This is a genomic window from Streptomyces sp. TG1A-8, from assembly GCF_030499535.1.
GTDB lineage: Bacteria > Actinomycetota > Actinomycetes > Streptomycetales > Streptomycetaceae > Streptomyces.
In genome coordinates this window covers 3994637-4021506 of record NZ_JASTLB010000001.1, presented here as the reverse complement: position 1 = coordinate 4021506, position 26870 = coordinate 3994637, and the positions used below count along the sequence as shown (strand labels likewise).

Sequence of the window (26870 nt, the reverse complement as noted above, 5' to 3'; positions counted from 1 at the left end):
CGGGCGGATGCTGGTGCGGGTGTGGAATGGCGAGCCTACCCGCTCCGGCCGGGCCGCACGGGTGACCCGGATCGCATCAACTCACTGACCTGCGGTTCATCCGGCACGCCGGTGTTGTTTGGGACGAGATCTTTTCTCTATGTACATCCGCTCGTCAGCGGACTTCAGCACCTCGTCCGCGGTCATGCCGCAGTGTGCCCAGCCGATGCCGAAACTGGCGCCCACCCGGACGGCCCGGCCCTCGGCGCGGATGGGCTGGATGATCTCGTTGCGCAGGCGCACGGCGAGGTCCTGGGCGTCGGCCCTGCCGAGCCCGTCGGCGAGGACCACGAACTCGTCGCCGCCCAGCCGGGCCACCGTGTCACCGTCGCGGACGCCCTGGGAGAGCCTGCGGGCGACCTCGATGAGGACCGCGTCGCCGGCGTTGTGGCCGAACCGGTCGTTGATCGACTTGAAGCCGTCCAGGTCGCAGAAGAGGACCGCGAGCCCCTTGGCGCCGTCGTCGTGGCCCTCCTCGGGCGCGACGGTGTGCACGTGGTGGTCGTAGGCGTCGTACGGCTCCGCGCCCGGCGCGAAGTCGAAGCCCTGGCCGGGGAGCGGGTCGAAGGCGGGATGCCCGTAGGCGGCGTCCAGGGACTCCGGGGAGTCCGGGCCGCCGGGCTGGGCCGGGCGCCGGCACAGCCGGGCCGACAGCCGGGAGCGCAGCTCGGCGGAGTTGGGCAGGCCGGTCAGGGAGTCGTGGGAGGCGCGGTGGGCCAGCTGCAGCTCGCGCCGCTTGCGCTCCTCGATGTCCTCGACGTGGGTGAGCAGGAAGCGGGGGCCGTCGGCCGCGTCGGCGACGACGGAGTTGCGCAGGGACACCCAGACGTAGCTGCCGTCGCGGCGGCCCAGGCGCAGTTCGGCCCGGCCGCCCTCGGCGGAGGTCCGCAGCAGGGTGCCGATGTCCTCGGGGTGGACGAGGTCGGAGAAGGAGTAGCGGCGCATCGCCGAGGCCGGGCGGCCCAGCAGGCGGCACAGGGCGTCGTTGGTGCGCAGGATGCGGCCGTGCTGGTCGCCGCCCATCTCGGCGATCGCCATGCCGGAGGGGGCGTACTCGAAGGCCTGGCGGAAACTTTCCTCACTGGCGCGCAGGGCCTGCTGTTCGCGCTCCAGGCGGACCAGGGCGCGCTGCATGTTGGCCCGCAGCCGGGCGTTGCTGATCGCGATGGCGGCCTGGAAGGCGTATATCTGGAGGGCTTCGCGACCCCAGGCGCCGGGCCTGCGGCCGTTGCGCGGCCGGTCCACGGAGATGACGCCGAGCAGTTCGCCCGAGCCGCTGCCGTGCACCCCGGGCGTGTACATCGGTGCGAAGAGGCGGTCGCAGGGGTGCCACTCGTCCTCGAAGCGGGGCGCGGGCCCCTCGGTGTACCACTGGGGGACGTCGTCGTCGTCCAGGACCCAGCCCTCGGTGTGCGGTATGAACACCAGGTCGCCCCAGTGCTCGCCCATGCCCAGCCGCCGCTCCCAGGACGCGCGGGAGCCGACCCGGCCGGTGATCAGGGCCTCGGCGGCGCAGTTGCCGGCGAACGCGGCGACGACGAGGTCGCCCTCGGGACGCACCAGGTTCACGCACGCCATCTCGTAACCGAGGGCGTTGACGACGCCGTCGGCGACGGTCTGCAGCGTGTCCGCCAGGCTGCGCGCCGTGTTCATGTCGGCCATGACCTGGTGCAACTGCCGCAGGGACGCAAGGCGGACATACGGCTCCGACTCGGTCTCCATGCTCGCCCTCCCCCCGAGTCCTCGCAGCGATTCAAGGGTGCTCTTCGGCTTCCCCGCCACTGAATCACAGCGCGCTGCCCACTCGGTACACAGGGTCAACAATTACCGCTCCTTGTGACTCAAGTCACAGGAGAACGTGAACAACCGCGGGGAGTTTCCGCGTTTTCCCCGTGTGTTTCCCGAACCCGGGCCCCGTCGGTGTGCGCACATGATGCACGAAGTCCGCCACCGGCGCCCTGGCACCCCGCCGGCACACGGGCCCGGTGCGGCCGCCCGAGCGCGGAGATTAGCGTTTCCGGTGTGCTGAACACTCCCTCACCCGCCGACAAGGACACTTCCGGGCATGCTGGGGAGGTGAGCGACGACGAGTTCCGGGGCGCGATGTCCCGGCTGGCCGCGGGCGTGGTCCTGGTGACCGCGCAGGAAGCGCCGCTGGACCCGGACGACCCCGGGGCGCCGGACGGGGAGGACGTCGGCATGACGGCCACGGCCTTCGTGTCGGTCTCCCTGGAGCCGCCGCTCGTGCTGGTCAGCCTGCGCGAGGGCTCCCGCATGGACGACCTGCTGGCCGAGCAGCCGCTGTGGGCGGTCTCGGTCCTCGCCGAGAGCCAGCGGCACGTCGCGGGCCGCTTCGCCATGAAGGGCCGCCTCAGCGACCGCCTGCTCTTCGCGGACCTCGCCCACCGCCGCGGCCAGGTCACCGGCGCCCCGCTGGTGGACGGCGCGCTCGCCACGCTGGAGTGCCGCACCGAGCAGCGGGTCACGGCCGGCGACCACACCCTGGTCATAGGCCGCGTCCTGACCGCACACCTGCCGAGCGCGGACGGCGGGCCGCTGCTGTACTTCCAGGGGCGGTACCGGCAGCTGCGCTGAGCGCGGCCGGGGAGGGCCGGGCACGCGCGGGACGGCGCGGCCCGCCGGCCCGGGCGGCGGTGCGCCGCGACCGCGCGACCGCTGTGTCCGTTACGCCCAGCCCCGGCCCGAGCGGCCCCGCTTGGTCTCCGAGCGCTGCTTCTTCTCGCGCAGCCGGCGTTCGTTGATCCCGCGCGGGACGCGGGTCGGCCTGCGCGGCCCGGGCGGGGGCGCGGTGGCCTCCGCGAGCAGGGCGGCCAGGCGTACGGCCGCGGCCTCGCGGTTGCGCCACTGGGAACGGTGCTCGGAGGACCGCACGACCACCGTGCCGTCCACGAGCCGCCCGGCCAGCCGCTGCAGCGCCCGCTCCTTCCACACCGGCGGCAGCGCCTGGGTGCCGGCCAGGTCGAAGCGCAGCTCCACCTGCGAGTCGCTGGTGTTCACGTGCTGCCCGCCGGGCCCGGACGACCTCGAAAAACGCCACACCAGCTCGGCCTCGGGGAGCGGGACGGAGCCACGGATCAGGTAGGGACCGGACATGCCCCCCATGTTCCCGGCCGCGCGCGCCCCACGTCACCCGGTTTTCGAACCGGGTAAAAAAGGTAAAGGATCCGGAACCACCGGGACCTGCCCCGACGTTCTTCCCGGTGAGGGTAGCTTCGTCGGCACAGAGTGCACGGAAATATCTAGGAAGGGACTCCCAATCATGGCTGTAAGCCTGTCCAAGGGCGGCAACGTCTCGCTCACCAAGGAGGCTCCGGGCCTGACCGCCGTCACCGTGGGCCTCGGCTGGGACGTCCGCACCACCACCGGCACGGACTTCGACCTGGACGCCTCCGCCATCGCGGTCAACGGCCAGGGCAGGGTCTACTCGGACGCCCACTTCGTGTTCTTCAACAACAAGCAGACCCCGGACAACACGATCGTCCACACCGGTGACAACCGCACGGGCGAGGGCGCGGGCGACGACGAGGCGATCAACGTCGACCTGGCCGCGCTCCCGGCCGACATCGAGAAGGTCGTCTTCCCGGTCTCCATCTACGACGCCGAGAACCGCGGCCAGAACTTCGGCCAGGTCCGCAACGCCTACATCCGCATCGTCAACCGGGCCGGCGGCGCCGAGATCGCCCGCTACGACCTGTCGGAGGACGCCGCCACCGAGACGGCCATGGTCTTCGGCGAGCTGTACCGCAACGGCGCGGAGTGGAAGTTCCGCGCGGTGGGCCAGGGCTACGCCTCGGGCCTGGTGGGCATCGCCCAGGACTTCGGCGTCAACGTCTGACCGACGCGGCACCCGGCACGGGCCCCGGGGCCCCGGCACCCGCCGCGGCCGGGGGCTCCGGCCGCCGGGGTGCCGCCGGGTACCCGGCGGCACCCGCCGCGGCCGGTGCCGGCCGACCGCGCGGAGCGGACCGCGCGGGGCGTGACACCATCTCCGACGTGCTCGACATCGGCTACGCCCTCTCCAACCGCTTCCCGGACCCGCCGCAGACGGACTACCGCCGCGTGGACGTCCGCGCGCTGCGGCACGACCTGTTCTGCGGCGACGTCTACCTCGCGGACACCGCGACCGACCGGGAGCTGTCCACGGCCTGGGGATGGGTGCCGGTGCTGGACTTCGCGTGGGCGCTGTGCGACATCGTGGAGCGGCTGGACCGGGACCCCATGGGCTCGCGCGCCTCCCGGCCGCAGCGGGCGGAGCTGGACTTCACCGAGTCCACCGACCGCATGCTCTTCGAGCGCCGCTTCGGCTGGGTGGAGATCACCGCCGACTGGCAGCCCGCCGAGGAGCCCCCGCTCACCTTCTCCCACGCCGAACTGCGCCGCGAGTCCCGCGACTTCCTGCACGACCTGATCGCCGACCTGACCGACCTGCACGAGTCCCTGTCGGAGAACCCGGCCCTGTGGACCCTCCAGGCCCGCTTCCCCCGGGTGTCGTGAGCCACGCGCGCGGGCGGCCGGAGCCCCCCGGCCCGCGCCGCCCGCTCACCCCTGCACCCTGATCCCCAGCCCGGCCGCCAGCACCGGCGCCAGGTCCAGCAGCTGGGCCGGGCCGATCACCGCCCCGGACAGCCGCTCCACCCCGCGGGCGATCCCCAGCGGAGCCGCTCCGCGCAGGTCCACGTCCTTCAGGGTGGCCCCGGTCAGGTCGGCCTCCCGCAGGGCGCAGTCGACGAACTCCACCCGCTCCAGGCGGGCACCCGCGAAGTCCGCTTCCACGAGGACGCAGGACTCGAAGACGACGTCCCTGAGCCGGGCCCCGCGGAGGTTGAGGCAGTCGATCTTCCCGCCGCGGACGACGACCCGTTCCAGGACGGCGCCGTGCAGCTGGGTGCCGCCCAGGCGGGGATCGGTCAGTTCGACGTCGCGGAGGGTGGCCCCGGAGAGGTCGGTGCCGACTCCGCGCGGGGCGGTGAGCAGCGTGTCGAGGAGGCGGGCGCGACGCAGGCGCGTGCCGTCCAGGGCGCAGCGCGCCAGCGCGCAGTCCAGGAAGCGGGCGCCCGCGCCGTCCTGCCCGGTGAGGTCCGGCGCACGGAACTCGACGCCGTCGTAGTCACCGTCCGGCACCAGCTCCGCCCCGTCCCACGGCTCCAGCGGCGGCAGCCGCACCTCCGGCCGCCGCGCGCCCTTCACCCCTGTCCCGCCCGTCACTCCGCTCGTCATGCCCCCATGCTGCACCCCGGCACGGGGAGCCGGCCGCGCGGGCTTGGCGGCCCCGCCGCCGGCACTCCGGGCCGGGATGCCGGCGGGACACCGGTGGCTCCGGGGCCGGCCCGCCGGAGCCGGGTCAGCGGGCCGGGGCGGCCAGGTCGGCGAGCGGCCCGTCCGTGAGCCGGTACACCGTCCACTCGTCCTGCGGACGCGCGCCGAGGGCCTCGTAGAAGCCGATCGACGGCGTGTTCCAGTTCAGCACCGCCCACTCCAGGCGCTCGTAGCCGCGCGCCACGCAGATGCGGGCCAGCTCGGTCAGCAGGGCCCGGCCGTGGCCGCCGCCGCGCGCGGCGGGGCGGACGTACAGGTCCTCCAGGTGGATGCCGTGGACCCCGCGCCAGGTGGAGAAGTTCAGGAACCACAGCGCGAACCCGACCGGCTCCCCCGTCCCGTCGTCCACCGCCAGGTGCGCGAACGCCGCAGGGCGCGGGCCGAACAGCGCCTCGTGCAGCTGTGCCTCGCTCGCCCGGGCCTCGTGCGGGGCCTTCTCGTACGCGGCCAGTTCGCGGATGAAGGCGTGGAGGACGGGAACGTCGTCGGGGGTCGCGGTGCGGATCATGCCGGGAGCGTAACCGCCGGGCCGCTGCTCAGTGCCGGCCGGCCACCCGGTCCGCCACCTGGGCCAGCCGGGAGGACCGCGTGCCCGGGCGCAGGCGTTCGCGCCGGTCGGCGGCCCGGTAGGCGGCGTACATGCCCTGCACGCCCAGCCAGCGCAGGGGTTCCGGCTCCCACTTGCGGACCTTGTGGTCCACCCAGGGCAGCTCGGTCAGCTCGGTGCGTCCGGCCTGGCCCGAGTCCAGCCGGACCAGGTCGCGCAGGGTGCGGGCGGCCAGGTTGGCGGTGGCGACGCCCGAGCCGACGTAGCCGCCCGCCCAGCCGAGGCCGGTCGTGCGGTCCAGGGTGACGGTGGCGCACCAGTCACGCGGCACGCCGAGCACGCCCGACCAGGCGTGCTCCACGCGCACGCCCGCGAGCAGCGGGAAGAAGCGGACCAGGATGTCCCGCAGGGCCCCGATCGTCGCCTCCTGGGTGCGGCCGTCGTTGTCGGTGCGCGAGCCGAAGCGGTAGGGCACCCCGCGCCCGCCGAGCGCGATCCGGCCGTCGGCGGTGCGCTGCGCGTACATGTAGGCGTGCGCCATGTCGCCCAGCGTCTGGCACCCCTCCCAGCCGAGCGCCGCCCACTGCTCGCCAGTGAGCGGCTCGGTGGCGATCATCGAGGAGTTCATCGGCAGCCAGGTGCGCCGCTGGCCCTTCAGGGACGCGGTGAAGCCCTCGGTGCAGCGCAGCACGTAGGGCGCGCGGACCGTGCCGTAGGGGGTGACGGCGTGCTTCGGGCGGATCTCCGTGACCGGCGTGGACTCGTGGATCGTGACGCCGAGCGCCGCCACGGCCGCCGCGAGTCCCTTGACCAGCTTGGCCGGGTGCAGCCGGGCGCCGTGCGGGGTCCAGGTGGAGCCGACCGCGCCGGCGACGCGGACCCGCTCGGTGGTCTCCCGGGCGCCGTACAGCTCGCGGTCCTCCTCGCCGTAGGACAGCTCGTGCGCGTGGTACACCCTCAGCCGGGCCAGCTGCGCGGGCGTGGTCGCCACCTCCAGCACGCCGCCCCGGTGCACGTCGGCGTCGATGCCCTCGGCCGCGGCGACGGCGACCACTTCGTGCACGGTGTCGTTCATGGCCTTCTGCAGGCGTACGGCGGCCGCGTGGCCGTGGAGCCGGGCGTACCGGTCGCGGCCGGCGACGCCGTTGTAGAGCCAGCCGCCGTTGCGGCCGGAGGCGCCGTAACCGCAGAACTTCTGCTCCAGGACGGTGACGCGCAGGAAGGGGGCGGCCTTCTTCAGGTAGTAGGCGGTCCACAGGCCCGTGTAGCCACCGCCGACGATCACCACGTCGGCGGTGGTGTCCCCGGGCAGCGGCTCCCGCGCCGCCGGAAGGCCGTCGTCCGCGTACCAGAAGGAGATGCCGCCGTTGACGGCACTGCTCGCCGAGCTGCTCATGCGCGGACGTTAACCCCTGGGCACGGCCGGTGTCTCCTTCGGATTCCGTGCTTTTCCGCGGCCCCTGACCAGGGGATGACAACCCAGTCCGATCAGCACGGACAGGAAGTGTCCGGCGTCGGTGAAGGTGCGGCCGGTGACGAGCGGGACGGCGTAGGCGACCAGCAGCAGGACCAGGTACGGGTGGCGCCAGGGCGTGGCGATCCGGTAGGTGAGCACGGCCATCACCCCGGCCAGCGCGTAGCTGACGCCGATGTCGAGGGTGTCGACCGCCGTCTGCGGGGCGTGGCCCTCCTGTATGGCCCGCAGCAGGGCCAGTTCGCTGACCAGCGTGGCCAGCACGTGTGCGGCCGCGCACACCGCGAGCCAGCGCAGGGTGCCCAGCCAACGCTCGGCCGGGGCGTGGAAGACGGTGTACAGGAGGGCGTACGGCAGCCAGTGACCGCCGTCGATCCACATCGCGCTGCTGATCAGCACCCGTATCGGGTTCTGCGACAGTTCGTGGATGTTGGTCGAGCGCTGGCGCAGGAAGTCCTGCTCGAAGCCCGGCGGCATGTGGTGCAGGGCCACGGTGGTGAAGAACAGGACCGTCAGCCAGACGTGGGTGCCGGGGGCGCCGCGCACGTACGCCACCGCCGCCCGGAGCCCTCGCCGGCATCCGCTGACCTGGTCCACAACCGCCAGTATGGTCGGCCGGACGACCGGACGGCCGGCGTGCCCGGTGAGCCGGCCCGCTCCCCGGGGGCTGCCGGACGGGGCTGCGGCGCGGGGCCGCGCGGCGGCCGCCCACCCCGGACCGGCTCCAGCCGGGTTGCGCCGTCCGGGTGCCGTCGCGGGCGCGGTGCCGGAGCCGGGGCCGCCGCCACCCGCCCGGGTCCCGGCCCCGTCGGCCGCCGCCCCGGCCGTGCGCACTCCTGACACGCCACCGGATGGACTATCCGCCCGAAGAAGGATCAGTCGGTCATACCGTACGCGGCATGAAGAGAAGTCACCTCGCCTACCTCGCGTGCACCGCCGCCCTCGCCGCCGCCGGAGTGGGCGCGGCCCCCGCGGCGGCCGGCCACCTGAGCCACCGCACCCACGTGGTGCACCCCGGTCAGTCGATCCAGAAGGCGGTCGACTCCGCCCGGGCCGGGGACACCGTCCTCGTGCTCGCCGGCACCTACCGCGAGAGCGTCCGGATCAGCACGCCCTGGCTGACCCTGCGCGGTGCCGGTGCCAAGACGGTGATCGAGCCCGCGGCCAAGAAGCCGGCGAAGCCGGCCACGAAGCCGGGCAAGAAGCCGGGCAAGAAGCCGGCCGCCAAGCCGGGCAGGAAGCCGGCCGCGAAATCGGTCACGAAGCCGGCCGCGAAATCGGCCGGGCGGACCGGCGCCAAGGCCGGCAGCTGCGCCGGGGGCGGCAACGGCATCTGCGTGGTGGGCACCAAGAAGCACAGCGTCGAGGGCGTCACCGTCGCCGGCCTGACCGTGACCGGCTTCAGCCACGCCGGCGTCCTCGGCACGTCGACGGACAGCATGACCGTGCGCGAAGTGCGCGCCGTGAAGAACGGCGTGTGGGGCATCGCCCTGGAGCGGTCGGTGCACGGACTCCTCCAGGACAACCACGCCCGCGCCAACGGGGACGCGGGCCTGTTCCTCGCCAACACCATCGACGAGGAGGCCGGCGCCTACGACGCCGGGGAGACCCTGGTCGAGCACAACCGGCTGGAGGGCAACCGCATCGGCGTCACCGTCCGCCGCCTGCGCAACATCACCGTCGCGGAGAACGACGTCACCGGCAACTGCGCGGGCGTGTTCGTCGTCGGCGACGAGAACAAGCCCAAGGCCGGCGACCTGGCCGTGGCCGCCAACCGCGTCACCGGGAACAACAAGTCGTGCCCGAAGACCGAACGGCTGCCCGCCCTGCAGGGCTCCGGCATCGTCCTGACCGGCACCGAGAAGGCCCTGGTGGCCGGCAACGAGGTGAGCGGCAACGCCGGCGGGTCCCCGCTGTCCGGCGGCATCGTGCTGTTCAAGAGCTTCGTCGGCGTCAGCGGCGAGAAGAACCGGATCAGCGACAACACGCTGGAGGGCAACGCCCCGGCGGACCTCGTCAACACCGAGACGAACAAGAGCAACGTCTTCGAGCACAACACCTGCCGGGCCTCCAGGCCCGCGGGCCTGTGCTGACCGCCCGGCCCCTGCCCCTGCTGGACCGACGCCGACCGACGAGAGAGAAAGGGCGGCAGATGACGACCGCCGAGACTGCCCCACCCCCACCCCCGCCCATGCGGCTGCGCGAGCTCGTGTTCGGGGCGGCCTGCGCCGCCGCCGTCCGGGCCGCCGCCCGGCTGGGCGTCGCCGACGCCCTCGGCAGCACGCCGATGACCGCCGAGGACCTGGCGGCGGCGGTGAAGGCCGAACCCAAGCCGCTGCGCCGGCTGCTGCGGGCCCTGTCCTGCCACGGCGTCTTCGCCGAGCAGCCCGACGGCTCCTTCGCGCACACCGGCATGTCCCGGCTGCTGCGCGAGGACGACCCCGACAGCCTGCGCGCCATCGCCCTGTGGTGCACCGAGCCGTGGACCTGGGACGCCTGGCCCCGGCTGGACGAGGCCGTGCGCACCGGGAAGAACGTCGTGGAGGACCTCTACGGCAAGGAGTTCTTCACCTACCTCAACGAGGACGCCCCCGCCTCCGCGGACGTCTTCAACCAGGCCATGACCCGCTCCAGCGAGCAGTCGGCGCGGGAGGTGGCGGCCCTGCTGGACCTGTCCGGCGCCGCCTCGGTCGCCGACGTCGGCGGCGGCCAGGGGCACGTGGTGGCCTGCCTGCTCGACAAGTACCCGGCGATGCGGGGCACCCTGCTCGACCTGCCCCGCGTGGTCGACAACGCCCTGCCCCGGCTGCGCGAGGGCGGCGACCTGGCCGGCCGCGCGCGGATCGTGCCCGGCGACGTCCGCGACGCCGTGCCCGTGCGGGCCGACGTCTACGTCATCAAGAACATCCTCGAATGGGACGACGAGAGCACGGCCCGCACGCTGCGCAACGTCATCGGGGCGGGCGGTCCCGGCACCCGGGTCGTGGTCATCGAGAACCTCGTCGACGACACCCCCTCGATGCGCTTCAGCACCGCCATGGACCTGCTGCTGCTCCTCAACGTCGGCGGGGCCAAGCACACCACCGACAGCATGGTCGGCCGGTTGAACGCGGCGGGCCTCGTCGTGGACGGCATCCAGCCGGTCAACCCGTACCTGCACGCGTTCGACTGCCACGTCCCCGGCTGACCGCGTCCGCACGGGCCGCCGGCCGCCGGGCCCGCGACGCTGCGGGCCCGGCGGCCGGCGGCCGTCCGGTCGGTGCCGTACGGCTCAGTCGCGCTCCCAGACGTAGAAGCGCTGTGCCATCGCGTCCTTGGGGGACCTCCAGGTCTGCGGGTCGTACGCGCTGACGTACGCCGACAGGCGCTCGCTGATGGCGCGGAACTCGGGGTGCGAGGCCGTCCTGGCGATGGCCGGCCCGGGCTCGCGCTCGGACTCGACCAGGTGCATGTACACATCGCCGAACTGGAAGAGGCTGCGCCGGGTCACCCCGATGAGGCGGGGCAGCTCCCCGCGGTCGGACTCGGCGAACACCTTGGCGATGTCGGGGGCCGAGCCCGGGGCCATACGGGCGACGATCAGGGCCTGGTGCATGGGGTGCGGTCCTCCGTCCGGCTCAGTCGGCCAGGGCCGGCGCGGACCGGTGCCCGGCGGCGGCCTTCTCGATCCTGTCCCGGATGAGGGCCATCTGGGCCTTGGAGTTCTTGTTGATGTTGTCGGTCATCCAGTCGTCGTCGACCGGGGCGTCCGGCTTCATCGCGAAGTCCTGCGTCCACACCATCCGGGTGCCGGCGGGCACCTCCTCGTACCGCCAGTGGATGTCCATGTGGGCGAAGGGGCCGGTCTCCACGCGGCGGGCCGTGACGGTCAGGCCGTCGCGGTCCGGCTCGCGCTCGGAGACCCAGCTCCAGACGGTGCCGTTGTCGTCCGGGTGCATGGTCAGCCGGAACCTGGTCCTGTTCCCCTCGCGGGAGAGGATCTCGACGGACGCGTACTCGCTGAACAGCCGCGGCCAGTTCTCCAGGTCGTTGGTCATGTCCCAGACGAGGTCCAGCGGGGCGGCGATGGTGATCTCGTTCTGCGTGTGTCCTGCCATCTCAGGCTCCTGCCATCAGGGTGCTGTTGACGAGGTCGAGGAACTGCCGGGGCGTCTTGCAGCGCTCCGCGTCGGGCGGCATCGGGGTGCCGTGCCGGTTCTCCAGCTCGCCGACGATGCCGAGCAGGCCGAGCGAGTCGACCCCGAGGGCGTCGAAGCCCTGGTCGTCCAGCGCCAGCTGCTCCGGGGGGACGGTGACCCCGGCGGCCTGCTTCATGAGCGCGGCCAGTTCTTCCACGGTGATCTGGGTGGTCATGCGGTTCTCTCCTTTGCTGCGGCCTCGTTACGAGGCGTCGGCGGCGCCGTGCCGGAGCACCAGCGCCGAGTTCGACCCCATGAGCCCGCGGCTGAGGACCAGCGCCGTGCGCAGCTCGGCGGCACGGGCGCGGCCGGTCACGAGGTCGAGGTCGTGGCAGACGTCGGACACGTTCGGCGTGGGCGGGATCAGGCCGTGCTCCATCGCGAGCACGGCGGCGGCGCTGTCCAGCACCGGCGCGGCGCAGTAGCCCCGCCCGGTGCCGGTCTTCGGCGCCGTCACCGGCACCCGGGCGGCGTGCGCGCCCAGGACGTCGGCGAGCGCCAGCGCCTCGGCCCGGTCGGCCTGCGGCACTCCGAGGGCGTCGGCGAAGACGACGTCGACCTCCTCGGGCGCGCAGCCGGCCTCCCGGAGCGCGCCGCGGACCGCCTCGGCGAGGCCCTCCCGGGACTCGGCCCAGCGGGAGGCGCCGGTGAAGGTCGCCGCGTGGCCCGCGACGACGGCCCGGACGTCCGCTCCGCGCTCCCGCGCGGCCGGCTCGGCCTCCACCACGAGCATCGCGCCGCCCTCGGCGGGCACGAAGCCGCACGCGTCCGGGGTGAAGGGCCGGTAGGCGCGCGCCGGGTCGGACTCCCGGCTCAGCTCCCGGTAACCGAGCTGGCACACCACCGAGTAGGGGGCCAGCGGCGCCTCGGTGGCCCCGGCCACGATCACGTCGGTGCCGCGCCGCACCGCCCGCGCCGCGTGCGCCAGGGCGTCCAGACCGCCGGCCTCGTCCGAGGCGACGACGGAACAGGGGCCCTTGAAGCCGCGGCGGATGGAGATCTGGCCGGTGCTGGCGGCGTAGAACCAGGCGATGGACTGGTACGGGCCGACGAACCGGCTGCCCTTGCCCCACAGCCGCTGCAGTTCCCGCTGGCCGAACTCGCCGCCGCCGGAGCCGGCCGCGGTGACCACACCGACGGAGAAGGGCTCCCCGGAGGTGTCGGCCTGCCCGAGCCGGGCGTCGCCCAGCGCGAGGTCGGCCGCGGCCATGGCGTAGTGCGTGAACCGGTCCGTCTGGACGAGGAAGCGCTCCTCGATGGTGGCCGCCGGGTCGAAGGACCGGATCTCACCGGCCACCTTCAGCGGAAGGCGCTCACAGCCCTCGCGGGTGACCCGGCCGAGGACGCTGAGGCCTTCCTGCGTGGCCTTCCAGAAGGCGTCGGTACTGGTTCCGTTGGGCGCGACCACACCGATTCCGGTGACGGCCGCGCGCCGTTCGTGCGGTGCGCTCATCGTGTCCTCACTCCCCGGGCCGGGACAGGATCACCGCGGACTGGAAGCCGCCGAACCCGCTGCCGACGGACAGGACGCTGGACAGCTTCCGTTCGCGGGCGGCCCGCGGGACGTAGTCCAGGTCGCACTCGGGGTCGGGGGTCTCGTAGTTCGCGGTCGGCGGTACGACCTGCTTCACCAGCGCCAGCACACAGGCGACGACCTCGATCGCGCCGATCGCCCCCAGGGAGTGCCCCACCATGGACTTGATGGAGCTCATCGGGGTGGCGTACGCGTGCTGCCCGAGCGCCCGCTTCACGGCCGCCGTCTCGTGGCGGTCGTTCTGCCGGGTGCCGGAACCGTGCGCGTTGACGTAGTCGATCGCCGTCGGGTCCAGCCGGGCCTGGCCGAGGGCGGTCTCGATGGCCCGGGCCATCTCCAGGCCCTCGCTGGTCAGACCCGTCATGTGGTAGGCGTTGCCGAAGGTGGCGTAGCCGCTCAGTTCGCAGTACACGTGCGCGCCGCGGGCCCGCGCGTGTTCCAGCTCCTCCAGGACGAGCACCGCGCCGCCCTCGCCCATGACGAAGCCGTCACGGTGGTTGTCGAAGGGCCGCGAGGCGTGCGCGGGGTCGTCGTTGTTCGAGGACGTGGCCTTGATCGCGTCGAAGCAGGCCATGGTGATCGGGGAGATCGGCGAGTCCGAGGCGCCCGCGATGCAGACGTCGGCCCGGCCCTCCTGGACGGTGTGGAAGGCGTAGCCCACCGCGTCCAGGCCCGAGGTGCAGCCCGTCGAGACGGTCTGCACCGGACCATGGGCGCCGAAACGTTCCGCCACCGCGGAGGCGACCGTGCTCGGCGAGAACGCCCGGTGCAGCTGCGGCTCCGCCCGCCGGTGATCCACGTCCCAGCGCTCACCACCATGGCTCACCAGGACGTAGTCGTGCTCCAGCCGGGTCGTGCCGCCCACCGCCGTGCCCACCGACACCCCGATCCGCCACGGGTTCTCCCGCGCCAGGTCCAGGCCCGAGTCCCGCACCGCCTCGTCACCCGCGACCATCGCGAACTGGATGTACCGGTCCGCCCGCTCGACCTCGCCCGCGTCCAGCCCGTGCGCCGCCGGATCGAAGTCGCACTCGGCCGCGATCCGCGACCGCAGCCCCGCCGGGTCGAAGAAGGTGATGCCCCGCGTCGCGGTCCGGCCGTGGGCGAGCAGGTCCCAGAACGCCGGCACGCCGATCCCGCCCGGGGCCACAACGCCTATGCCGGTGACCGCCACGCGCCGGGTCATGACCGGACCCGGCCCCGGTCGGACGGTCCGGCGGCCGTCTCGGCGGACTCCGTCATCACGGCGGCGGCACCGATCACCGACGTCTGCGGGTCCGGCGTCTCCTCGGTGTCCACGTGCCCCAGCTGCGGCCGCGGAGCCAGCGGGCCCAGGTGGAACACGATCCGCGCCTCCACCTCGCCCACGTTGCGGAACCGGTGCCGCATGTGCGCGGGGATCATCAGCCCCTGCTCCGGACGCAGCGCGTGCGGCTCGCCGTCCAGATCCACCTCCAGTTGCCCGCACACCACGTACACGAACTCCTCCGAGTACGGGTGGTAGTGCTCACCGATGCGGTCACCGGGCTGCACGAGCGCCACCCCCATGAAACCGCTCGTCGAACCGACCGTGGCCGGCGTGAGCATCGCGCGCAGATCACCACCGCGCCTGACATTGGGTTCGACCTCGTTGAGGTCCACGATTCTCGGACGGGACTTGATCACGACGTTCCTCCGTTGGATGTACTGCGTCCGCACCACACGGACTCGCTGACTCGGCGCCGCACCCGCGGGCGCGGCGCGCCACTCAGACCTCCGGTGACCGGCGGTCGGTGATGAGGTCCATGCGGGCGGCCTCGCCGACCAGCAGTCCCTCCAGCTCTGCGGCCTCCCCGGCCCCCCGCGGCAGCGCCTCGACGTCCCGGCCCTCCCGCACGTCCACCAGCCGCACCACCACGTCGTCCCGCTGGAACACCGTGCTGCGCAGCACCGCCCCGCCCGGCTCCTCCGCTGCCCGCGCGTCCACCTGCGCCAGCAGCTCCGCCAGCCGCATCCCCCCGTCCGGCCGCGCCGGGTAGAGCAGCGCCTGCCGCACCCCCTCCGGCTGCTCCTCCGCCCGCACGTGGTGCACGGCCGGCAGCGCGGCTCGGGTGAAGAACACGCGGGCCGACTCCGGGTCGTTCAGATCGCGGTCCTGCTCCAGGTACGGGTTGATGGCCTCCTCCACCGCCCGCACCGCCGGCTGCCGCGCCACGTGCCGCAGCGCCGCCAGCAGGTCACCGCGCACCTCGATCGCCCGCACCACCCGGTTGCCGTGCATGAACAGCGACGTCCGGCACAGCCGCGTGGTGGCGTCCACCCGCGCGTCCGGCGACGCGTAGTCCGACAGGATCTCCGCGACCGCGTCCTCGCTGCCCGGCTTCACGGTGAACGTCAGCGCGTGCCGGATCACCCCGTCGCCGATCCGCGGGTGCGCCTGCAGCCGGCGCCGCCCCGCCCGCCCGGCCGCCGAGGCCCCGCCGGTCTCGCGCACGATGTGGAAGCGCAGCGACCGCGTGTCGCGGACACAGCTGTGCAGCGGTTCCACCATCCGCACATGTTCCTCGCTGTTCACCCAGGTCAGGAACGGCGGGGCGCTCTCCCACTCACTCGTGATCAGCCACTGCGACGGATTCTCGATCGACTGGCACAACTGGTCACTCACATGGCCCGGCACCGAGGCGACCTGATTGCACAACTGCTCGTACGCCTCCAGGAACTGCTGCTGCGCGCCGTCGTACACGTCCACCAGGAGGACGACCCGCAGCGGAGAACCGTCGAAGACGGACTGGGAAACACGCTTGGACACCTCGCGGGCCGGCGCTCCTGAAAGACGTTCGGACGTCATGGTCATCCCGCACACAACTCCTTCACAGGGGACGGAAGTGGCACCGACCACACAAAAGGGACGGCAGCGTTCCTTGATCCTGCGCCGCTCCCCCGCCACCCGCGACTCGTATGAACCACGTGGGTGATTGGGCACGCGCCGAGTCCGGCACCGGGCATGAAGAGTCACAGGCACCCCACGCGCCCACCCCTGTCTCCGGAGGCCTCCATGCGTCAAAAAGCCGACCACCACGTCCCCGTTCTCATCGTGGGCGGCTCTCTGGTGGGCCTGTCCACCTCCCTGTTCCTGGGCCGCCTCGGCGTCCGGCACATGCTCGTCGAACGCCACTCCGGCACCTCGATCCACCCGCGCGGACGCGGCAACAACGTCCGCACGATGGAGCTGTTCCGCGTGGCCGGCGTCGAACCGGACATCAAGGCCGCCGCCTCACTCCTCGCCGACAACCACGGCATCCTGCAGACGCCGACCCTCGTCGGCGACGCCGGCGAGTGGCTGTTCAAGCACATCGACCCCGGCGGCGGCCTCGCCCGGTTCAGCCCCACCGCCTGGTGCCTGTGCAGCCAGAACGACCTCGAACCCGTCCTGCTCGACAACGCCCGCGAACTGGGGGGCGACCTGCGGTACTTCCACCGGATGGAGTCCTTCGCGCAGGACCCCGACGGGGTGACGGCGACCGTCCTGGACCGCGAAACCGACCGGCGCTACACCGTCCGCGCCGACTACCTCGTCGCCGCCGACGGCCCGCGCAGCCCCGTCCGCCACGCCCTCGGCATCGGCCAGAGCGGCCCCGGCGACCTCTTCGCCAACGTCAGCGTCACCTTCCGCTCCGCCGGCCTCGCCGACGTCGTCGGCGAGCGCAAGTTCATCTGCTGCTACCTCACCGACCCCGAGGCCGACGGCGCCCTGCTGCCCGTCGACAACAAGGAGAACTGGGTCTTCCACGCCCCCTGGCACCCCGAGAACGGCGAGACCCTGGACGAGTTCACCGAAGAGCGGCTCCGGCGGCACATCCGCCGAGCCGTCGGCGTCCCCGGCCTGGACGTCACCCTCACCGGGAAGGCCTCCTGGCGGGCCGCCGAACGAGTGGCCGACCGCTACGCACGCGGACGCGTCCTGCTCGCCGGCGACTCCGCCCACGAGATGTCCCCCACCGGCGCCTTCGGCTCCAACACCGGCATCCAGGACGCCCACAACCTCGCCTGGAAACTCGCCGCCGTCCTCACCGGCTGGGCCGGCCCCGCGCTCCTGGACACCTACGAGGCCGAACGCCGCCCCGTCGCCCTCGCCACCAGTGCCCGCGCCTCCGCCCGCTCCGTCGAGCACAGCCACCCCGGCTTCGCCCCCGCCCCCGGCGTCGGCGCCGACAGGCGCGGCGGCATCCTCAACGTCGTCCTCGGCTACCACTACCCCGACGGCGCCGTCCTCGGCACCGACCCCGACCAGCCCGTCGTCCCCGACGCCCTCGCCCTCACCGGCCGCCCCGGCACCCGGGCCCCCCACCTCTGGCTCCGCCGCGGCGGCACCCGCCTGTCCACCCTCGACCTGTACGAACGCTCCCTGGTCCTCCTCACCGACGCCCCCGACGACGCCGGCTGGCACGGGGCCGCCCGCCGCGTCGCCGCCCGCGACGGCATCCCCCTCGACGCCTACCGCGTCGGCCCCGGCGCCGACGCGGACCTGACCTGTGCCGAGGAGGGCACCGACTGGGCCCAGGCGCACGGCACGAGCGCCGACGGCGCGGTCCTGGTCCGCCCGGACGGCTTCGTGGCCTGGCGCGCCCCGGGCGCGGTGGCGGACCCGGAGGGCGTCCTGCGGGAGGTGCTGGGAACGCTGCTCGCACGCCGCTGACCCGCACGGACGGCGAAGGCCGCCCGCACCTCACGGTGCGGGCGGCCTTCGCGCCGCCGGGCCCCCCCGAACGCCTCCCCCGACGGCACGGAGCCCCGTGCGCCGCGGCCCCCGCCCCGCCTGACCGCCGTCACCCGGTCAGCGGTCATGCGGGGGACGCCCAGTGAGCCCCGGGCACGTGCCGGCGGAGTTCGATCAGCTCCTCCGCCCGGTCGCGTGTGGGCCGGGGCACGTGCCGCGGCTGTGATGCCCGGGGCACCGCGGGAAGAAGAACCCGTGGACCAGGAGGTTGATGTGGAGCGGGATCGGATCGGGCTGGCCGAGGTGCTGGCAGCGGCGGAGGCCGCCCCGCCGGCGCGCTCCCTGGACGTCGTGGCGCAGAACCTGCGCGAGCGGTTCGGCGCGCGTTACGTGTCGTTCCTGTTCGTCGACGTCGTGGGCCGACGCCTGCTGCGGGTCGACGAGGAGAGGGCGACGCCGCAGGAGCGCGGCGCCGACCAGGTGGCCCTGGCCGGCAGCGTCTACGACGAGGTCCTGCGCACCCAGAGACCGGTGCGGATACCGCAGGGCGCGCGGGGGCAGCGGGTGCTGGCTCCGGTCACCAACCGCGGCGACGCCATCGGGGTCCTGGAGCTCCACCTCACCCACGTCACCCAGGACGTGCTGGAGCAGGTCGAGGGGGCCGCGCACGCGCTCGCGTACATCATCGTCACCGACCGGCGCTTCACCGACCTCTACCACTGGGGCAACCGCACCGCCACGGTCACCCTGGCCGCGGAGATCCAGCGCCAGCTCCTGCCCTCGGCCCCCTCCTGCGAGGCCACCGAGTTCGCCCTCGCCGGCGCCCTGGTCCCGGCCTCCGACATCGCCGGCGACACCTACGACTACAGCCTCGACCACGACACCCTGCACCTGTCCATCACCGACGCCATGGGCCACGACGTCGACGCCTCCCTCATGGCCACCCTCCTGGTCAACGCCTCCCGCGGCGCCCGCCGCGCCGGCACCGGCCTCGCCGAACAGGCCCGCCGGGCGCACCAGGCCCTCCTCGACCACAGCCGCCGCACCTTCGTCACCGGCCAGCTCCTGCGCATCGCCCTGGACGGGACCGGCGCCCAGCTCGTCAACGCCGGCCACCCCTGGCCCCTGCGGCTGCGCGACGGCACCGTCGACGAGATCAGATTGCACGTCAACCTCCCCTTCGGCGTCCCCGCACGGGGCCCCTACCGGGTGCAGGACCTCGACCTGCGCCCCGGCGACCGCCTCGTGCTCTACACCGACGGCATGCAGGACCGCGAAGCGAAGACCGTCGACCTGCCCGCCATCATCCGCGACACCGCCACCGAACACCCCCGCGAGGCCGTGCGCGCCATGGTCACCGCGGTCACCGACGCCTGCGGCGGCCACGTGCGGGACGACGCCACCGTCCTGTGCCTGGACTGGCACGGCCCCGCCCCGCAGGCCGCGGCGCGGACACCGGACACCGGGCACCCCGCCGGGGAGCACGGTCACCGCGACCCGCACGGATCTCCCCCCGGCCGCGCGGCCGGTGAGGACGTGAACCCCGACCGGCGTCCCGGGACCTAGCCGGGGCACGCGCGGACCGCGGTGGCGATGAACGCGTGCGCGCACGTGAGCGACGGCCACCGGCGGGAGGCCGCGGGCCGGGCCGCCGCCGGGAGGCCACGGGCCGCACGGACCGCCTGCTCGAACGGCGCCGCCGAGCGGGACCGCCGTCGGGCCCCACCGCCAGCGCCCCCGCGATCCCGGATCGCGGGGGCGTTGTCCCCGGTGGGGAGGGAGCCCCCTGTCGGATTCGAACCGACGACCTTCGCTTTACAAGAGCGGCGCTCTGACCAGCTGAGCTAAGGAGGCGCGCACGCGTGCGCCGCAGCGTGCCTGTGCAGTGTACCCACGAGCCGGCCGGGGCCCGCCGGGATTCCCGTGAAGTTCACCGGGGTCCAGGTACTGACAGATCAAGTGAACGCCAGGTACCGTCTCGACCCAGTTCACCCGCGTGGACTACGCCAACCACCTTCCTGCAACGGATCGTCCGGCACGTTCCTGCCGGTAGAAGGGGGCCCTTCACCATGGCCACTGTCACGTTCGACAAGGCGACCCGGATCTACCCGGGTTCCTCCAAGCCCGCCGTCGACTCGCTCGAGATCGCGATCGAGGACGGCGAGTTCCTCGTCCTGGTCGGCCCGTCGGGCTGCGGCAAGTCCACCTCGCTGCGGATGCTCGCCGGTCTGGAGGACGTCAACGGCGGCGCCATCCGCATCGGTGACCGCGACGTCACGCACCTGCCGCCGAAGGACCGGGACATCGCCATGGTGTTCCAGAACTACGCCCTCTACCCGCACATGACGGTCGCCGACAACATGGGCTTCGCGCTCAAGATCGCCGGCGTCAACAAGGCGGAGATCCGGCAGAAGGTCGAGGAGGCCGCGAAGATCCTCGACCTCACCGAGTACCTGGACCGCAAGCCGAAGGCGCTCTCCGGCGGTCAGCGCCAGCGTGTCGCCATGGGCCGCGCCATCGTGCGCGAGCCCCAGGTCTTCCTCATGGACGAGCCGCTGTCCAACCTGGACGCCAAGCTCCGCGTGAGCACCCGCACGCAGATCGCCAGCCTGCAGCGCCGGCTCGGCATCACCACCGTCTACGTCACCCACGACCAGGTCGAGGCCATGACGATGGGCGACCGCGTGGCGGTGCTCAAGGACGGTCTGCTCCAGCAGGTCGACTCGCCGCGGAACATGTACGACAGGCCCGCGAACCTCTTCGTCGCCGGCTTCATCGGCTCCCCGGCCATGAACCTGGTCGAGGTCCCGATCGCCGACGGCGGCGTGAAGTTCGGCAACAGCGTGGTGCCGGTGGGCCGCGAGGCGCTGAAGGCCGCCGCCGACAAGGGCGACCGCACCGTGACGGTCGGCGTCCGGCCCGAGCACTTCGACGTGGTCGAGCACGACGGCGGTGTGGCCGCCTCGCTCTCCAAGGACAGCGCGGACGCCCCGGCCGGCCTCGCCGTGTCGGTGAACGTCGTGGAGGAGCTGGGCGCCGACGGTTACGTCTACGGCACCGCCGAGGTCGGCGGCGAGGTCAAGGACCTGGTCGTCCGGGTCAACGGCCGCCAGGTGCCGGAGAAGGGCTCGACGCTGCACGTGGTGCCGCGTCCGGGCGAGATCCACGTGTTCTCCACCTCCACGGGCGAGCGTCTCTCCGACTGACGCCCCCTCACGGTCCGGACGGGGCCCCGCAGCGCGGCTGCGGGGCCCCGTTCCGTGTTCCGGCGGCTCACGGCTGGTGCGCGTCAACCCCTTACCCGGAAAGAGACGCCCCCTCATCCCCCATAGGGGTGACGAAATGTCGCCGTATGATTACGGGACGCTACTCTCACTCGCGTGAAGCACTCCACCACCCCTCAGACGCGACGCGGCCACCGGGGCGGCCCTGCCCGCCACATCGGCCGCACTCTCGCCCTCGTCCTGCCCGTCGTCCTGGTGCTCTCCGGGACCCTCGCGGTCACCCGGGTCAATTGGACGGGGAGCCCTTCCGGCTCGATGCTGACCGCCTCGGACGTCTCCTCGGCGGGCGCCCCCGCCGAGGAGGCCTCCGCCGGGACGGCCCCCGCCAAGGCCTTCCCCCGCACCCCGCAGGACGTGCTCCGCGACCGGCTGATGACCGAGTTGCAGGACCACGACCCGGGAGTGGTCCTCACCCACCTCCAGCAGGCGGTCAACGGCCACCCCGCCCTGGCCCGGCACTGCTCGTCCATCGCCCGCTCCCTGGGCCGGGCCGCGGTGCGCGTCTACGGCGCCCCGCGCGCGCAGTCGTACGCCCGCCCGGTGTGCGACACCGCCTTCGCCTCCGGGGTGCTGGCCGCACGGGGCTGAGGCGGCGCGGGCCGCGGCCCGGGCCGGGGCGGGGCGCCACGTACAGTTCGGGGCATGACCCATCCGAACGCCGCGTCGCGCCCCACTCAAGCCGTGGTCCTGGCCGGTGGCCAGGGCTCACGGCTTCGTCCGTACACCGACGACCGGCCCAAGCCGATGGTCGAGATCCCCGGTACGGGCACTCCGATCATCGGCCACCAGTTGACCTGGCTCGCCGAGGAGGGCGTGACGGACGTGGTGGTCTCCTGCGGCCACCTCGCCGAGGTGCTGCAGGAGTGGCTGGACTCGGCCGACCTGCCCGTGTCCGTCACCACCGTCGTGGAGACGGAGCCCCTCGGCCGCGGCGGCGGCCTGCGGTACGCCGCCGCGCACCTGCCCCACCCGGACCGGCCCTGGTACGCCACCAACGGCGACATCTGGACCCGCTTCTCCCTGCGGGACATGGCCGACTTCCACACCGAGCGGGACGCCCTCGCGACGCTGGCGCTGGCCAGGCCGCGCATCCCCTGGGGCGCCGTGCGCACGGACGGCTTCGGGCACATCACGGACTTCATCGAGGCTCCGCCGTCGACGTTCGAGATCAACGCCGGTGTCTACGTGTTCTCGCCCGGGTTCTCGTCCCTGCTGCCCGAGCGGGGCGACCACGAGCGGACGACGTTCCCGCGGCTGGCCCGGGAGCGGAAGCTGGCGGGGTTCTCCCTCCCGCAGGGTTCGTACTGGCGGGCCATCGACACCGCGAAGGACCTGACCGAGGCGGCCAGGGAGCTGACGTCCCTCGCCCGGTGACCGACTGCCGGGTCCGCCGGACCCGCGGGTCCGGCCGGGCCTGCGGGTCCGGCCGGACAACGTGCTGGAGGGCGTGCTGAAAAGGGGCCCCGCACCCGGGCGGTGCGGGGCCCCTGCGCGGTGCGGGGCCGGGGCCCTCCGTCCGGACCGGGCCGGATCGGGGTGCGGTGCCGGGCCCCGCGAGCCCGGCGGGATCCGAACGGGAGGCCCTAGCCGAGCAGGCCGCCGACCAGGCCCGGCCTGCCGGTGGTCGAGGCACCGCCGGAACCGGTGGCGCCGCCCGTCGACGTGTTGCCGCCGGACGAGGTCCCGCCCGAGCTGGACGGGCCCGCCGTGGTGCTGGGGGCGCCGCCGGCCGGGGGGGCGGGCCGGGGCGGGACCTGGCCCACGGTGCCCTGGGTCTGGCTCGGCGTGGTGACCGTGCCCGTGGTGCGGGTGGCGCCCGGAGCCGTGGCCGCCCCGGAGGGGCCGGCGCCGGCCGTCGCGGTGTCCGCGGGGGGAGTGGAGGCCGACGGAGTGGCCGTGTGCCGCCGGTCCGGTTCCCCGGGCAGGGGGGAGCCGGGCAGGTTGTTGCGCGGGGCCTCGCCGGGGCCGGGCACGATCACGCGGCCGGAGTCGCGGACGGCGCCGCCGAGGACGGCGCCGACGAGCAGGGTGAGGCCGACGGTGAGGGCGGTGACGAGGGCGCCGCGGCGCAGGACGTGGCGGCGCAGTTCCCAGATGTCGGAGCGGGGGCCGAGGGTGCGCCAGGCGCTGCCGGCGAGGCGGCCGTCGACGGAGTAGACGGGGGCGCCGGCGATGACCAGCGGGGACCAGGCCGCGAGGTAGATGATGTCGGGTGCGTCGTAGACGGGGACCGTCTTCCAGCTGACGGTGACGATGAGGGCGGCGGAGAGCAGGGCGCCGACGACGGCGGCGACGCGCTGCCAGCAGCCGAGGACGGTCAGGACGCCGACGACGACCTGGAAGAAGGCGATGACCAGGCCCGAGCCGACGGGGTGGTGCAGCGCGAACTGGCGCAGGGGTTCGGCGACCTGCCAGGGGTGCAGGGTGTTGAGCCAGGTGACCATGGAACCGCGCTTGCCGCCGTCGAAGTAGACGGGGTCGCACAGCTTGCCCATGCCGGCGTAGATGGAGATGCAGCCGAGGAAGATGCGCAGCGGGAGGAGGACGACGCCCAGGTTCATCCGGCGGCCCGGGTAGTAGGCGTGCCGGGCCGGGTCGTCGCCGTGGCGCCTGCGGCGGTCCGGGGCGCCGCCGGCCGGGGGCGTGAGGTCGTCGTAGGGCTCCGGGCCGGTGTCGGCGTCGGTGTACGCCGGTTCGTCGTAGGCGCTGCCGACGCCGCGCAGGGGGGGCAGGATGCGGGTGCCGCCGTCGGGGGCGGTGCGCTGGCGGCCGACGACGGGGGTCTCGGCGGTGCGGTCGAGCCGGTCGCCGCCGACGCGCGGCATGACCTGGGTGGCCCCGGCCCGGGAGGCGGCTTCCTCGGCGTGGCGGACACTGCTGCCCCGCACGGCCTGGAGGAGCCGGTGGGCGCCGGTGTCGTCGGGGGCGGACCTGCCGGTCCACACGACGGGGCGGCGGCGGCCGGCGGCGTCGGCACCGGCCCGGCCGGCCGGCACGCGGGCCGTGTCCTGGGTGGCGCTCAGCTGCCGGGCGATCCGCAGGGACTGGCCGTGCTTCGCCGACGCGCCCAGCTGCACGCGGAAGCTGGCGTGATTGACGATGACCTGCGCCGGATCGCTCGGCACCTTCACCATGCTCAGTGCGGGAGCGTCGTCGTGTCCCGACGAGCGGTCCCCCGTAGGTGTGCGGGGTGTTCTGGTGTCCACACTCATCTAACCGAGTGACGCGGAGTTAGGACACTGTCTTGACCGGGCGGATGTGTCCGGGCCGCGTCAAAGCGGTCCCGGACACTCCGGGGGCACCGGATCGGACCCGTTCGGGCGAGGTGGCGGACAGGTGTTCAGGAACGCCGGCGGGCCGCCTCGTACAGCACGATCCCGGCCGCGACACCGGCGTTGAGGGATTCCGCGCCGCCCGGCATCGGGATCCGCGCCCGGACGTCGCACGTCTCGCCGACCAGGCGGGACAGTCCCTTGCCCTCGCTGCCGACGACGATGACGACCGGGCCGTCCAGCGCCCGCACGTCGCCGAGTTCGGCCTCCCCGTCGGCGGCGAGGCCGACGACCGTGAGGCCGGCCTTCTTGTACGCCTCCAGGGCCCGGGTCAGGTTGGTGGCGCGGGCGACGGGGGTGCGGGCGGCCGTACCGGCGGAGGTCTTCCAGGCGCCGGCGGTCATGCCGGCCGAGCGGCGTTCGGGGACGACGACGCCGTGGCCGCCGAAGGCCGAGACGGAGCGGACGACGGCACCGAGGTTGCGCGGGTCGGTGACGCCGTCGAGGGCGACGATCAGCGGGTCGGCGCCCTCGTCGTGCGCGGCGGCGGTGAGGTCCTCGGGGTGCGCGTACTCGTACGGCGGGACCTGCAGGACGAGGCCCTGGTGGTTGAGCCCGTTGGTCATGCGGTCCAGCTCGGGGCGGGGGGCCTCCATCAGGTTGATGGTGCCGCGTTCGGCGGCGAGCTGGAGGGCCTCGCGGACGCGTTCGTCGTTGTCGATGAACTGCTGGACGTAGAGGGTGGTGGCGGGCACGCCCTCGCGCAGGGCCTCGTACACCGGGTTGCGGCCGACGACCAGTTCGGAGGCCGACTTGCCGCCGCGGCCGCGGACGGCGGGGCGGCGCGCGGTCTGCTTCGCCCTGGCGGCGGCGATGCGGTTCTTCTTGTGGCCCTTGCGCATCTCGGCGGGCGGGGTGGGGCCCTTGCCCTCCAGGCCCCTGCGCCGCTGGCCGCCACTGCCGACCTGCGCGCCCTTCTTGCCGGACATGCGACGGTTGTTCGCGGCCATGACCTACCTGTCTCTGTGATGCGTTCGGTTGGTACGTCCCTGCAGTGTGCCGCCCGGGGACCGGGCGGCACAATCGATCATCGGATCGGCAGGGGGATCAGCGGGGGCCGAGGCTCCAGCGCGGCCCCCGCGGACCGTCCTCGACGACCAGCCCGGACTGGGTGAGCTGGTCGCGGATGGCGTCGGCGGTGGCCCAGTCCTTGCGGGCGCGGGCGGACTCGCGCTGGTCGAGGACGAGGCGTACGAGGCTGTCGACGACGCCGTGCAGGTCCTCGCCCCGGTCGGTCCCGCCGGCCCAGTGCGGGTCGAGCGGGTCCAGGCCGAGGACGCCGAGCATGGCCCGCACCTCGGCGAGCCGCTGCACCGCGGCCTCCTTGTCGTCGGCGGCCAGGGCGCTGTTGCCCTGGCGGACCGTGGTGTGCACGACGGCGAGGGCCTGCGGGACGCCCAGGTCGTCGTCCATCGCCTCGGCGAAGGCGGGCGGCACCTCGGCGGCGGGCTCGACCGCTCCCCCGGCCTTCTCCGCCACGCGCTGCACGAAGCCCTCGATGCGGGCGAACGCCGACTCCGCCTCGCGCAGCGACTCCTCGCTGTACTCGATCATCGAGCGGTAGTGCGGGGTGCCCAGGTAGTAGCGCAGCACGATGGGGCGCCACCGCTTGACCATCTCGGAGACGAGGACGCTGTTGCCGAGCGACTTGGACATCTTGTCGCCGGCCATGGTGACCCAGGCGTTGTGCACCCAGTACCGGGCGAAGTCGTCGCCGTAGGCCTTGGCCTGGGCGATCTCGTTCTCGTGGTGCGGGAAGATCAGGTCCAGGCCGCCGCCGTGGATGTCGAAGGCGGTGCCGAGGTACCTGTGCGCCATGGCCGAGCACTCCAGGTGCCAGCCGGGGCGGCCGGGACCCCAGGGCGTGGGCCAGGTGGGCTCGCCGGGCTTGGCGGCCTTCCACAGGGCGAAGTCGCGGGGGTCCCGTTTGCCGGTCTCGCCGTCGGAGGCCGGCTGGAGCAGGTTGTCCAGCTCCTGCCGGGACAACTGGAGGTACCCGGGGAAGGAGCGCACGTCGAAGTAGACGTTGCCGTCGGCCGCGTAGGCGTGACCGCGCTCGATGAGGCCCCGCATCATCTCGATCATCTCGGGCACGTGGCCGGTGGCGCGCGGTTCGTACGTCGGCGGCAGGCAGCCGAGGGCCCGGTAGCCGTCGTTGAAGGCGCGCTCGTTCTCGTATCCGATCGCCCACCAGGGGCGGCCCTGTTCGGCCGCCTTGGCGATGATCTTGTCGTCGATGTCGGTGACGTTGCGCACGAAGGTCACCCGGTAGCCGCGGTGGGCGAACCAGCGGCGCATGATGTCGAAGTTGAGGCCCGAGCGGATGTGGCCGATGTGCGGTGCCGCCTGCACGGTGGCGCCGCACAGGTAGATCGAGACACAACCCGGCGTGAGCGGGGCGAAGTCACGGATCTGCCGGGCGCTGGTGTCGTACAGGCGAATGGTCACC

Annotated in this window: 26 protein-coding genes and 1 tRNA gene; 10 read left to right on the top strand and 17 right to left on the bottom strand. The window is 73.5% G+C overall.

From position 1 onward, the window contains the following. Positions 1 to 96: 96 nt before the first annotated feature. Positions 97 to 1761, bottom strand: a complete 1665-nt coding sequence (cdgB, locus tag QQY24_RS17600) for a diguanylate cyclase CdgB (RefSeq protein ID WP_301973643.1) — start codon at positions 1759 to 1761, stop codon at positions 97 to 99. A gap of 300 nt (positions 1762 to 2061) precedes the next feature. Here cdgB and QQY24_RS17595 point away from each other — a divergent pair, with 300 nt between their 5' ends. Beyond that, positions 2062 to 2634, top strand: coding sequence for a flavin reductase family protein (locus tag QQY24_RS17595; protein ID WP_301973642.1), 573 nt, complete (start codon positions 2062 to 2064; stop codon positions 2632 to 2634). Positions 2635 to 2724: 90 nt separating this feature from the next. Here QQY24_RS17595 and arfB read toward each other — a convergent pair whose 3' ends face one another. Continuing rightward, positions 2725 to 3162 carry an alternative ribosome rescue aminoacyl-tRNA hydrolase ArfB gene (gene arfB / locus QQY24_RS17590; RefSeq protein ID WP_301973641.1) on the bottom strand — a complete coding sequence of 146 codons (438 nt, stop codon included), beginning with the start codon at positions 3160 to 3162 and terminating at the stop codon, positions 2725 to 2727. A gap of 157 nt (positions 3163 to 3319) precedes the next feature. Between arfB and QQY24_RS17585 the strand changes: the two genes are divergently transcribed. Both QQY24_RS17585 and QQY24_RS17580 read left to right on the top strand, forming a co-directional pair. Next, complete coding sequence (locus QQY24_RS17585) at positions 3320 to 3895, top strand: TerD family protein (RefSeq protein ID WP_301973640.1); 576 nt, start codon at positions 3320 to 3322, stop codon at positions 3893 to 3895. Positions 3896 to 4053: 158 nt separating this feature from the next. Beyond that, a complete protein-coding gene (locus QQY24_RS17580) occupies positions 4054 to 4554 on the top strand; it encodes a hypothetical protein (protein WP_301973639.1) in 501 nt (166 codons plus the stop codon). A gap of 45 nt (positions 4555 to 4599) precedes the next feature. On the opposite strand, the gene QQY24_RS17575 is transcribed toward QQY24_RS17580, so the two are convergent. The 4 genes from QQY24_RS17575 to QQY24_RS17560 all read right to left on the bottom strand — a co-directional run bounded on the left by QQY24_RS17575 (position 4600) and on the right by QQY24_RS17560 (position 7994). After that, complete coding sequence (locus QQY24_RS17575) at positions 4600 to 5277, bottom strand: pentapeptide repeat-containing protein (RefSeq protein ID WP_301973638.1); 678 nt, start codon at positions 5275 to 5277, stop codon at positions 4600 to 4602. Positions 5278 to 5401: 124 nt separating this feature from the next. After that, a complete protein-coding gene (locus QQY24_RS17570) occupies positions 5402 to 5884 on the bottom strand; it encodes a GNAT family N-acetyltransferase (RefSeq protein ID WP_301973637.1) in 483 nt (160 codons plus the stop codon). Positions 5885 to 5912: 28 nt separating this feature from the next. Further along, positions 5913 to 7319, bottom strand: a complete 1407-nt coding sequence (locus QQY24_RS17565; RefSeq protein WP_301973636.1) for an FAD-binding oxidoreductase — start codon at positions 7317 to 7319, stop codon at positions 5913 to 5915. A 9-nt stretch (positions 7320 to 7328) separates the two neighbouring features. Further along, entirely contained in the window at positions 7329 to 7994 is a 666-nt protein-coding gene (locus QQY24_RS17560) for a rhomboid-like protein (protein ID WP_301973635.1), read from the bottom strand. Between the two features lie 302 nt (positions 7995 to 8296). On the opposite strand from QQY24_RS17560, the gene QQY24_RS17555 reads away from it, so the two are divergent. After that, positions 8297 to 9490 carry a nitrous oxide reductase family maturation protein NosD gene (locus QQY24_RS17555; protein WP_301973634.1) on the top strand — a complete coding sequence of 398 codons (1194 nt, stop codon included), beginning with the start codon at positions 8297 to 8299 and terminating at the stop codon, positions 9488 to 9490. 59 nt (positions 9491 to 9549) lie between these two features. Further along, on the top strand, positions 9550 to 10584 hold the full coding sequence (locus QQY24_RS17550; protein WP_301973633.1) for a methyltransferase: 1035 nt from the start codon (positions 9550 to 9552) through the stop codon (positions 10582 to 10584). An 84-nt stretch (positions 10585 to 10668) separates the two neighbouring features. Here QQY24_RS17550 and QQY24_RS17545 read toward each other — a convergent pair whose 3' ends face one another. From QQY24_RS17545 to QQY24_RS17515, 7 genes are all read right to left on the bottom strand, one after another. Next, entirely contained in the window at positions 10669 to 10992 is a 324-nt protein-coding gene (locus QQY24_RS17545) for a TcmI family type II polyketide cyclase (RefSeq protein WP_301973632.1), read from the bottom strand. Between the two features lie 22 nt (positions 10993 to 11014). After that, a complete protein-coding gene (locus QQY24_RS17540) occupies positions 11015 to 11494 on the bottom strand; it encodes an SRPBCC family protein (protein WP_301973631.1) in 480 nt (159 codons plus the stop codon). A 1-nt stretch (position 11495) separates the two neighbouring features. Then, positions 11496 to 11750 carry an acyl carrier protein gene (locus QQY24_RS17535; RefSeq protein ID WP_301973630.1) on the bottom strand — a complete coding sequence of 85 codons (255 nt, stop codon included), beginning with the start codon at positions 11748 to 11750 and terminating at the stop codon, positions 11496 to 11498. Positions 11751 to 11777: 27 nt separating this feature from the next. Next, entirely contained in the window at positions 11778 to 13028 is a 1251-nt protein-coding gene (locus QQY24_RS17530) for a ketosynthase chain-length factor (protein ID WP_301973629.1), read from the bottom strand. Positions 13029 to 13035: 7 nt separating this feature from the next. Then, on the bottom strand, positions 13036 to 14295 hold the full coding sequence (locus QQY24_RS17525; protein ID WP_301973628.1) for a beta-ketoacyl synthase: 1260 nt from the start codon (positions 14293 to 14295) through the stop codon (positions 13036 to 13038). Beyond that, complete coding sequence (locus QQY24_RS17520) at positions 14292 to 14774, bottom strand: cupin domain-containing protein (protein WP_301973627.1); 483 nt, start codon at positions 14772 to 14774, stop codon at positions 14292 to 14294. The genes QQY24_RS17525 and QQY24_RS17520 overlap by 4 nt, the downstream gene beginning before the upstream one ends. 82 nt (positions 14775 to 14856) lie before the next feature. Further along, the gene (locus tag QQY24_RS17515; RefSeq protein WP_301973626.1) at positions 14857 to 15942 is read right to left on the bottom strand and encodes a SchA/CurD-like domain-containing protein; all 1086 of its coding nucleotides are present in this window, start codon (positions 15940 to 15942) and stop codon (positions 14857 to 14859) included. Positions 15943 to 16143: 201 nt separating this feature from the next. Here QQY24_RS17515 and QQY24_RS17510 point away from each other — a divergent pair, with 201 nt between their 5' ends. Together QQY24_RS17510 and QQY24_RS17505 are read left to right on the top strand one after the other, a co-directional pair. Continuing rightward, positions 16144 to 17784, top strand: coding sequence for an FAD-dependent monooxygenase (locus QQY24_RS17510; protein ID WP_301973625.1), 1641 nt, complete (start codon positions 16144 to 16146; stop codon positions 17782 to 17784). A 294-nt stretch (positions 17785 to 18078) separates the two neighbouring features. Continuing rightward, positions 18079 to 19371: a PP2C family protein-serine/threonine phosphatase gene (locus QQY24_RS17505; protein ID WP_301976272.1), complete on the top strand. Its 1293-nt coding sequence runs from the start codon at positions 18079 to 18081 to the stop codon at positions 19369 to 19371. 214 nt (positions 19372 to 19585) lie between these two features. Here the strand turns inward: QQY24_RS17505 and QQY24_RS17500 are convergent. Continuing rightward, positions 19586 to 19659, bottom strand: a tRNA-Thr gene (locus tag QQY24_RS17500). A 215-nt stretch (positions 19660 to 19874) separates the two neighbouring features. Here QQY24_RS17500 and QQY24_RS17495 point away from each other — a divergent pair. The 3 genes from QQY24_RS17495 to QQY24_RS17485 all read left to right on the top strand — a co-directional run bounded on the left by QQY24_RS17495 (position 19875) and on the right by QQY24_RS17485 (position 22463). Beyond that, positions 19875 to 21011 carry an ABC transporter ATP-binding protein gene (locus QQY24_RS17495; RefSeq protein ID WP_301973624.1) on the top strand — a complete coding sequence of 379 codons (1137 nt, stop codon included), beginning with the start codon at positions 19875 to 19877 and terminating at the stop codon, positions 21009 to 21011. Between the two features lie 174 nt (positions 21012 to 21185). Further along, positions 21186 to 21677 (top strand): hypothetical protein, encoded by a 492-nt coding sequence (locus QQY24_RS17490; protein ID WP_301973623.1) that lies wholly within the window; start codon positions 21186 to 21188, stop codon positions 21675 to 21677. A 54-nt stretch (positions 21678 to 21731) separates the two neighbouring features. Beyond that, positions 21732 to 22463 carry a nucleotidyltransferase family protein gene (locus QQY24_RS17485; RefSeq protein ID WP_301973622.1) on the top strand — a complete coding sequence of 244 codons (732 nt, stop codon included), beginning with the start codon at positions 21732 to 21734 and terminating at the stop codon, positions 22461 to 22463. A gap of 209 nt (positions 22464 to 22672) precedes the next feature. Here the strand turns inward: QQY24_RS17485 and QQY24_RS17480 are convergent, their stop codons facing one another. From QQY24_RS17480 to cysS, 3 genes are all read right to left on the bottom strand, one after another. After that, positions 22673 to 24301: a DoxX family membrane protein gene (locus QQY24_RS17480; RefSeq protein ID WP_301973621.1), complete on the bottom strand. Its 1629-nt coding sequence runs from the start codon at positions 24299 to 24301 to the stop codon at positions 22673 to 22675. A gap of 128 nt (positions 24302 to 24429) precedes the next feature. Further along, entirely contained in the window at positions 24430 to 25371 is a 942-nt protein-coding gene (rlmB, locus tag QQY24_RS17475) for a 23S rRNA (guanosine(2251)-2'-O)-methyltransferase RlmB (protein ID WP_301973620.1), read from the bottom strand. Positions 25372 to 25468: 97 nt separating this feature from the next. Further along, positions 25469 to 26869, bottom strand: a complete 1401-nt coding sequence (cysS, locus tag QQY24_RS17470) for a cysteine--tRNA ligase (protein WP_301973619.1) — start codon at positions 26867 to 26869, stop codon at positions 25469 to 25471. Position 26870 lies beyond the last annotated feature (1 nt).

Excerpts from the sequence above, each read along its gene's own strand:
- QQY24_RS17540 (WP_301973631.1), bottom strand. The coding sequence starts at position 11,494 with ATGGCAGGACACACGCAGAACGAGATCACCATCGCCGCCCCGCTGGAC.
- QQY24_RS17575 (WP_301973638.1), bottom strand. The coding sequence starts at position 5,277 with ATGACGAGCGGAGTGACGGGCGGGACAGGGGTGAAGGGCGCGCGGCGG.
- cdgB (WP_301973643.1), bottom strand. The coding sequence starts at position 1,761 with ATGGAGACCGAGTCGGAGCCGTATGTCCGCCTTGCGTCCCTGCGGCAG.
- QQY24_RS17585 (WP_301973640.1), top strand. The coding sequence starts at position 3,320 with ATGGCTGTAAGCCTGTCCAAGGGCGGCAACGTCTCGCTCACCAAGGAG.
- QQY24_RS17515 (WP_301973626.1), bottom strand. The coding sequence starts at position 15,942 with ATGACCATGACGTCCGAACGTCTTTCAGGAGCGCCGGCCCGCGAGGTG.
- QQY24_RS17550 (WP_301973633.1), top strand. The coding sequence starts at position 9,550 with ATGACGACCGCCGAGACTGCCCCACCCCCACCCCCGCCCATGCGGCTG.
- QQY24_RS17525 (WP_301973628.1), bottom strand. The coding sequence starts at position 14,295 with ATGACCCGGCGCGTGGCGGTCACCGGCATAGGCGTTGTGGCCCCGGGC.
- QQY24_RS17495 (WP_301973624.1), top strand. The coding sequence starts at position 19,875 with ATGGCCACTGTCACGTTCGACAAGGCGACCCGGATCTACCCGGGTTCC.
- rlmB (WP_301973620.1), bottom strand. The coding sequence starts at position 25,371 with ATGGCCGCGAACAACCGTCGCATGTCCGGCAAGAAGGGCGCGCAGGTC.
- QQY24_RS17565 (WP_301973636.1), bottom strand. The coding sequence starts at position 7,319 with ATGAGCAGCTCGGCGAGCAGTGCCGTCAACGGCGGCATCTCCTTCTGG.
- arfB (WP_301973641.1), bottom strand. The coding sequence starts at position 3,162 with ATGGGGGGCATGTCCGGTCCCTACCTGATCCGTGGCTCCGTCCCGCTC.
- QQY24_RS17545 (WP_301973632.1), bottom strand. The coding sequence starts at position 10,992 with ATGCACCAGGCCCTGATCGTCGCCCGTATGGCCCCGGGCTCGGCCCCC.
- QQY24_RS17485 (WP_301973622.1), top strand. The coding sequence starts at position 21,732 with ATGACCCATCCGAACGCCGCGTCGCGCCCCACTCAAGCCGTGGTCCTG.
- QQY24_RS17555 (WP_301973634.1), top strand. The coding sequence starts at position 8,297 with ATGAAGAGAAGTCACCTCGCCTACCTCGCGTGCACCGCCGCCCTCGCC.
- QQY24_RS17535 (WP_301973630.1), bottom strand. The coding sequence starts at position 11,750 with ATGACCACCCAGATCACCGTGGAAGAACTGGCCGCGCTCATGAAGCAG.
- QQY24_RS17530 (WP_301973629.1), bottom strand. The coding sequence starts at position 13,028 with ATGAGCGCACCGCACGAACGGCGCGCGGCCGTCACCGGAATCGGTGTG.
- QQY24_RS17510 (WP_301973625.1), top strand. The coding sequence starts at position 16,144 with ATGCGTCAAAAAGCCGACCACCACGTCCCCGTTCTCATCGTGGGCGGC.
- QQY24_RS17480 (WP_301973621.1), bottom strand. The coding sequence starts at position 24,301 with ATGAGTGTGGACACCAGAACACCCCGCACACCTACGGGGGACCGCTCG.
- QQY24_RS17570 (WP_301973637.1), bottom strand. The coding sequence starts at position 5,884 with ATGATCCGCACCGCGACCCCCGACGACGTTCCCGTCCTCCACGCCTTC.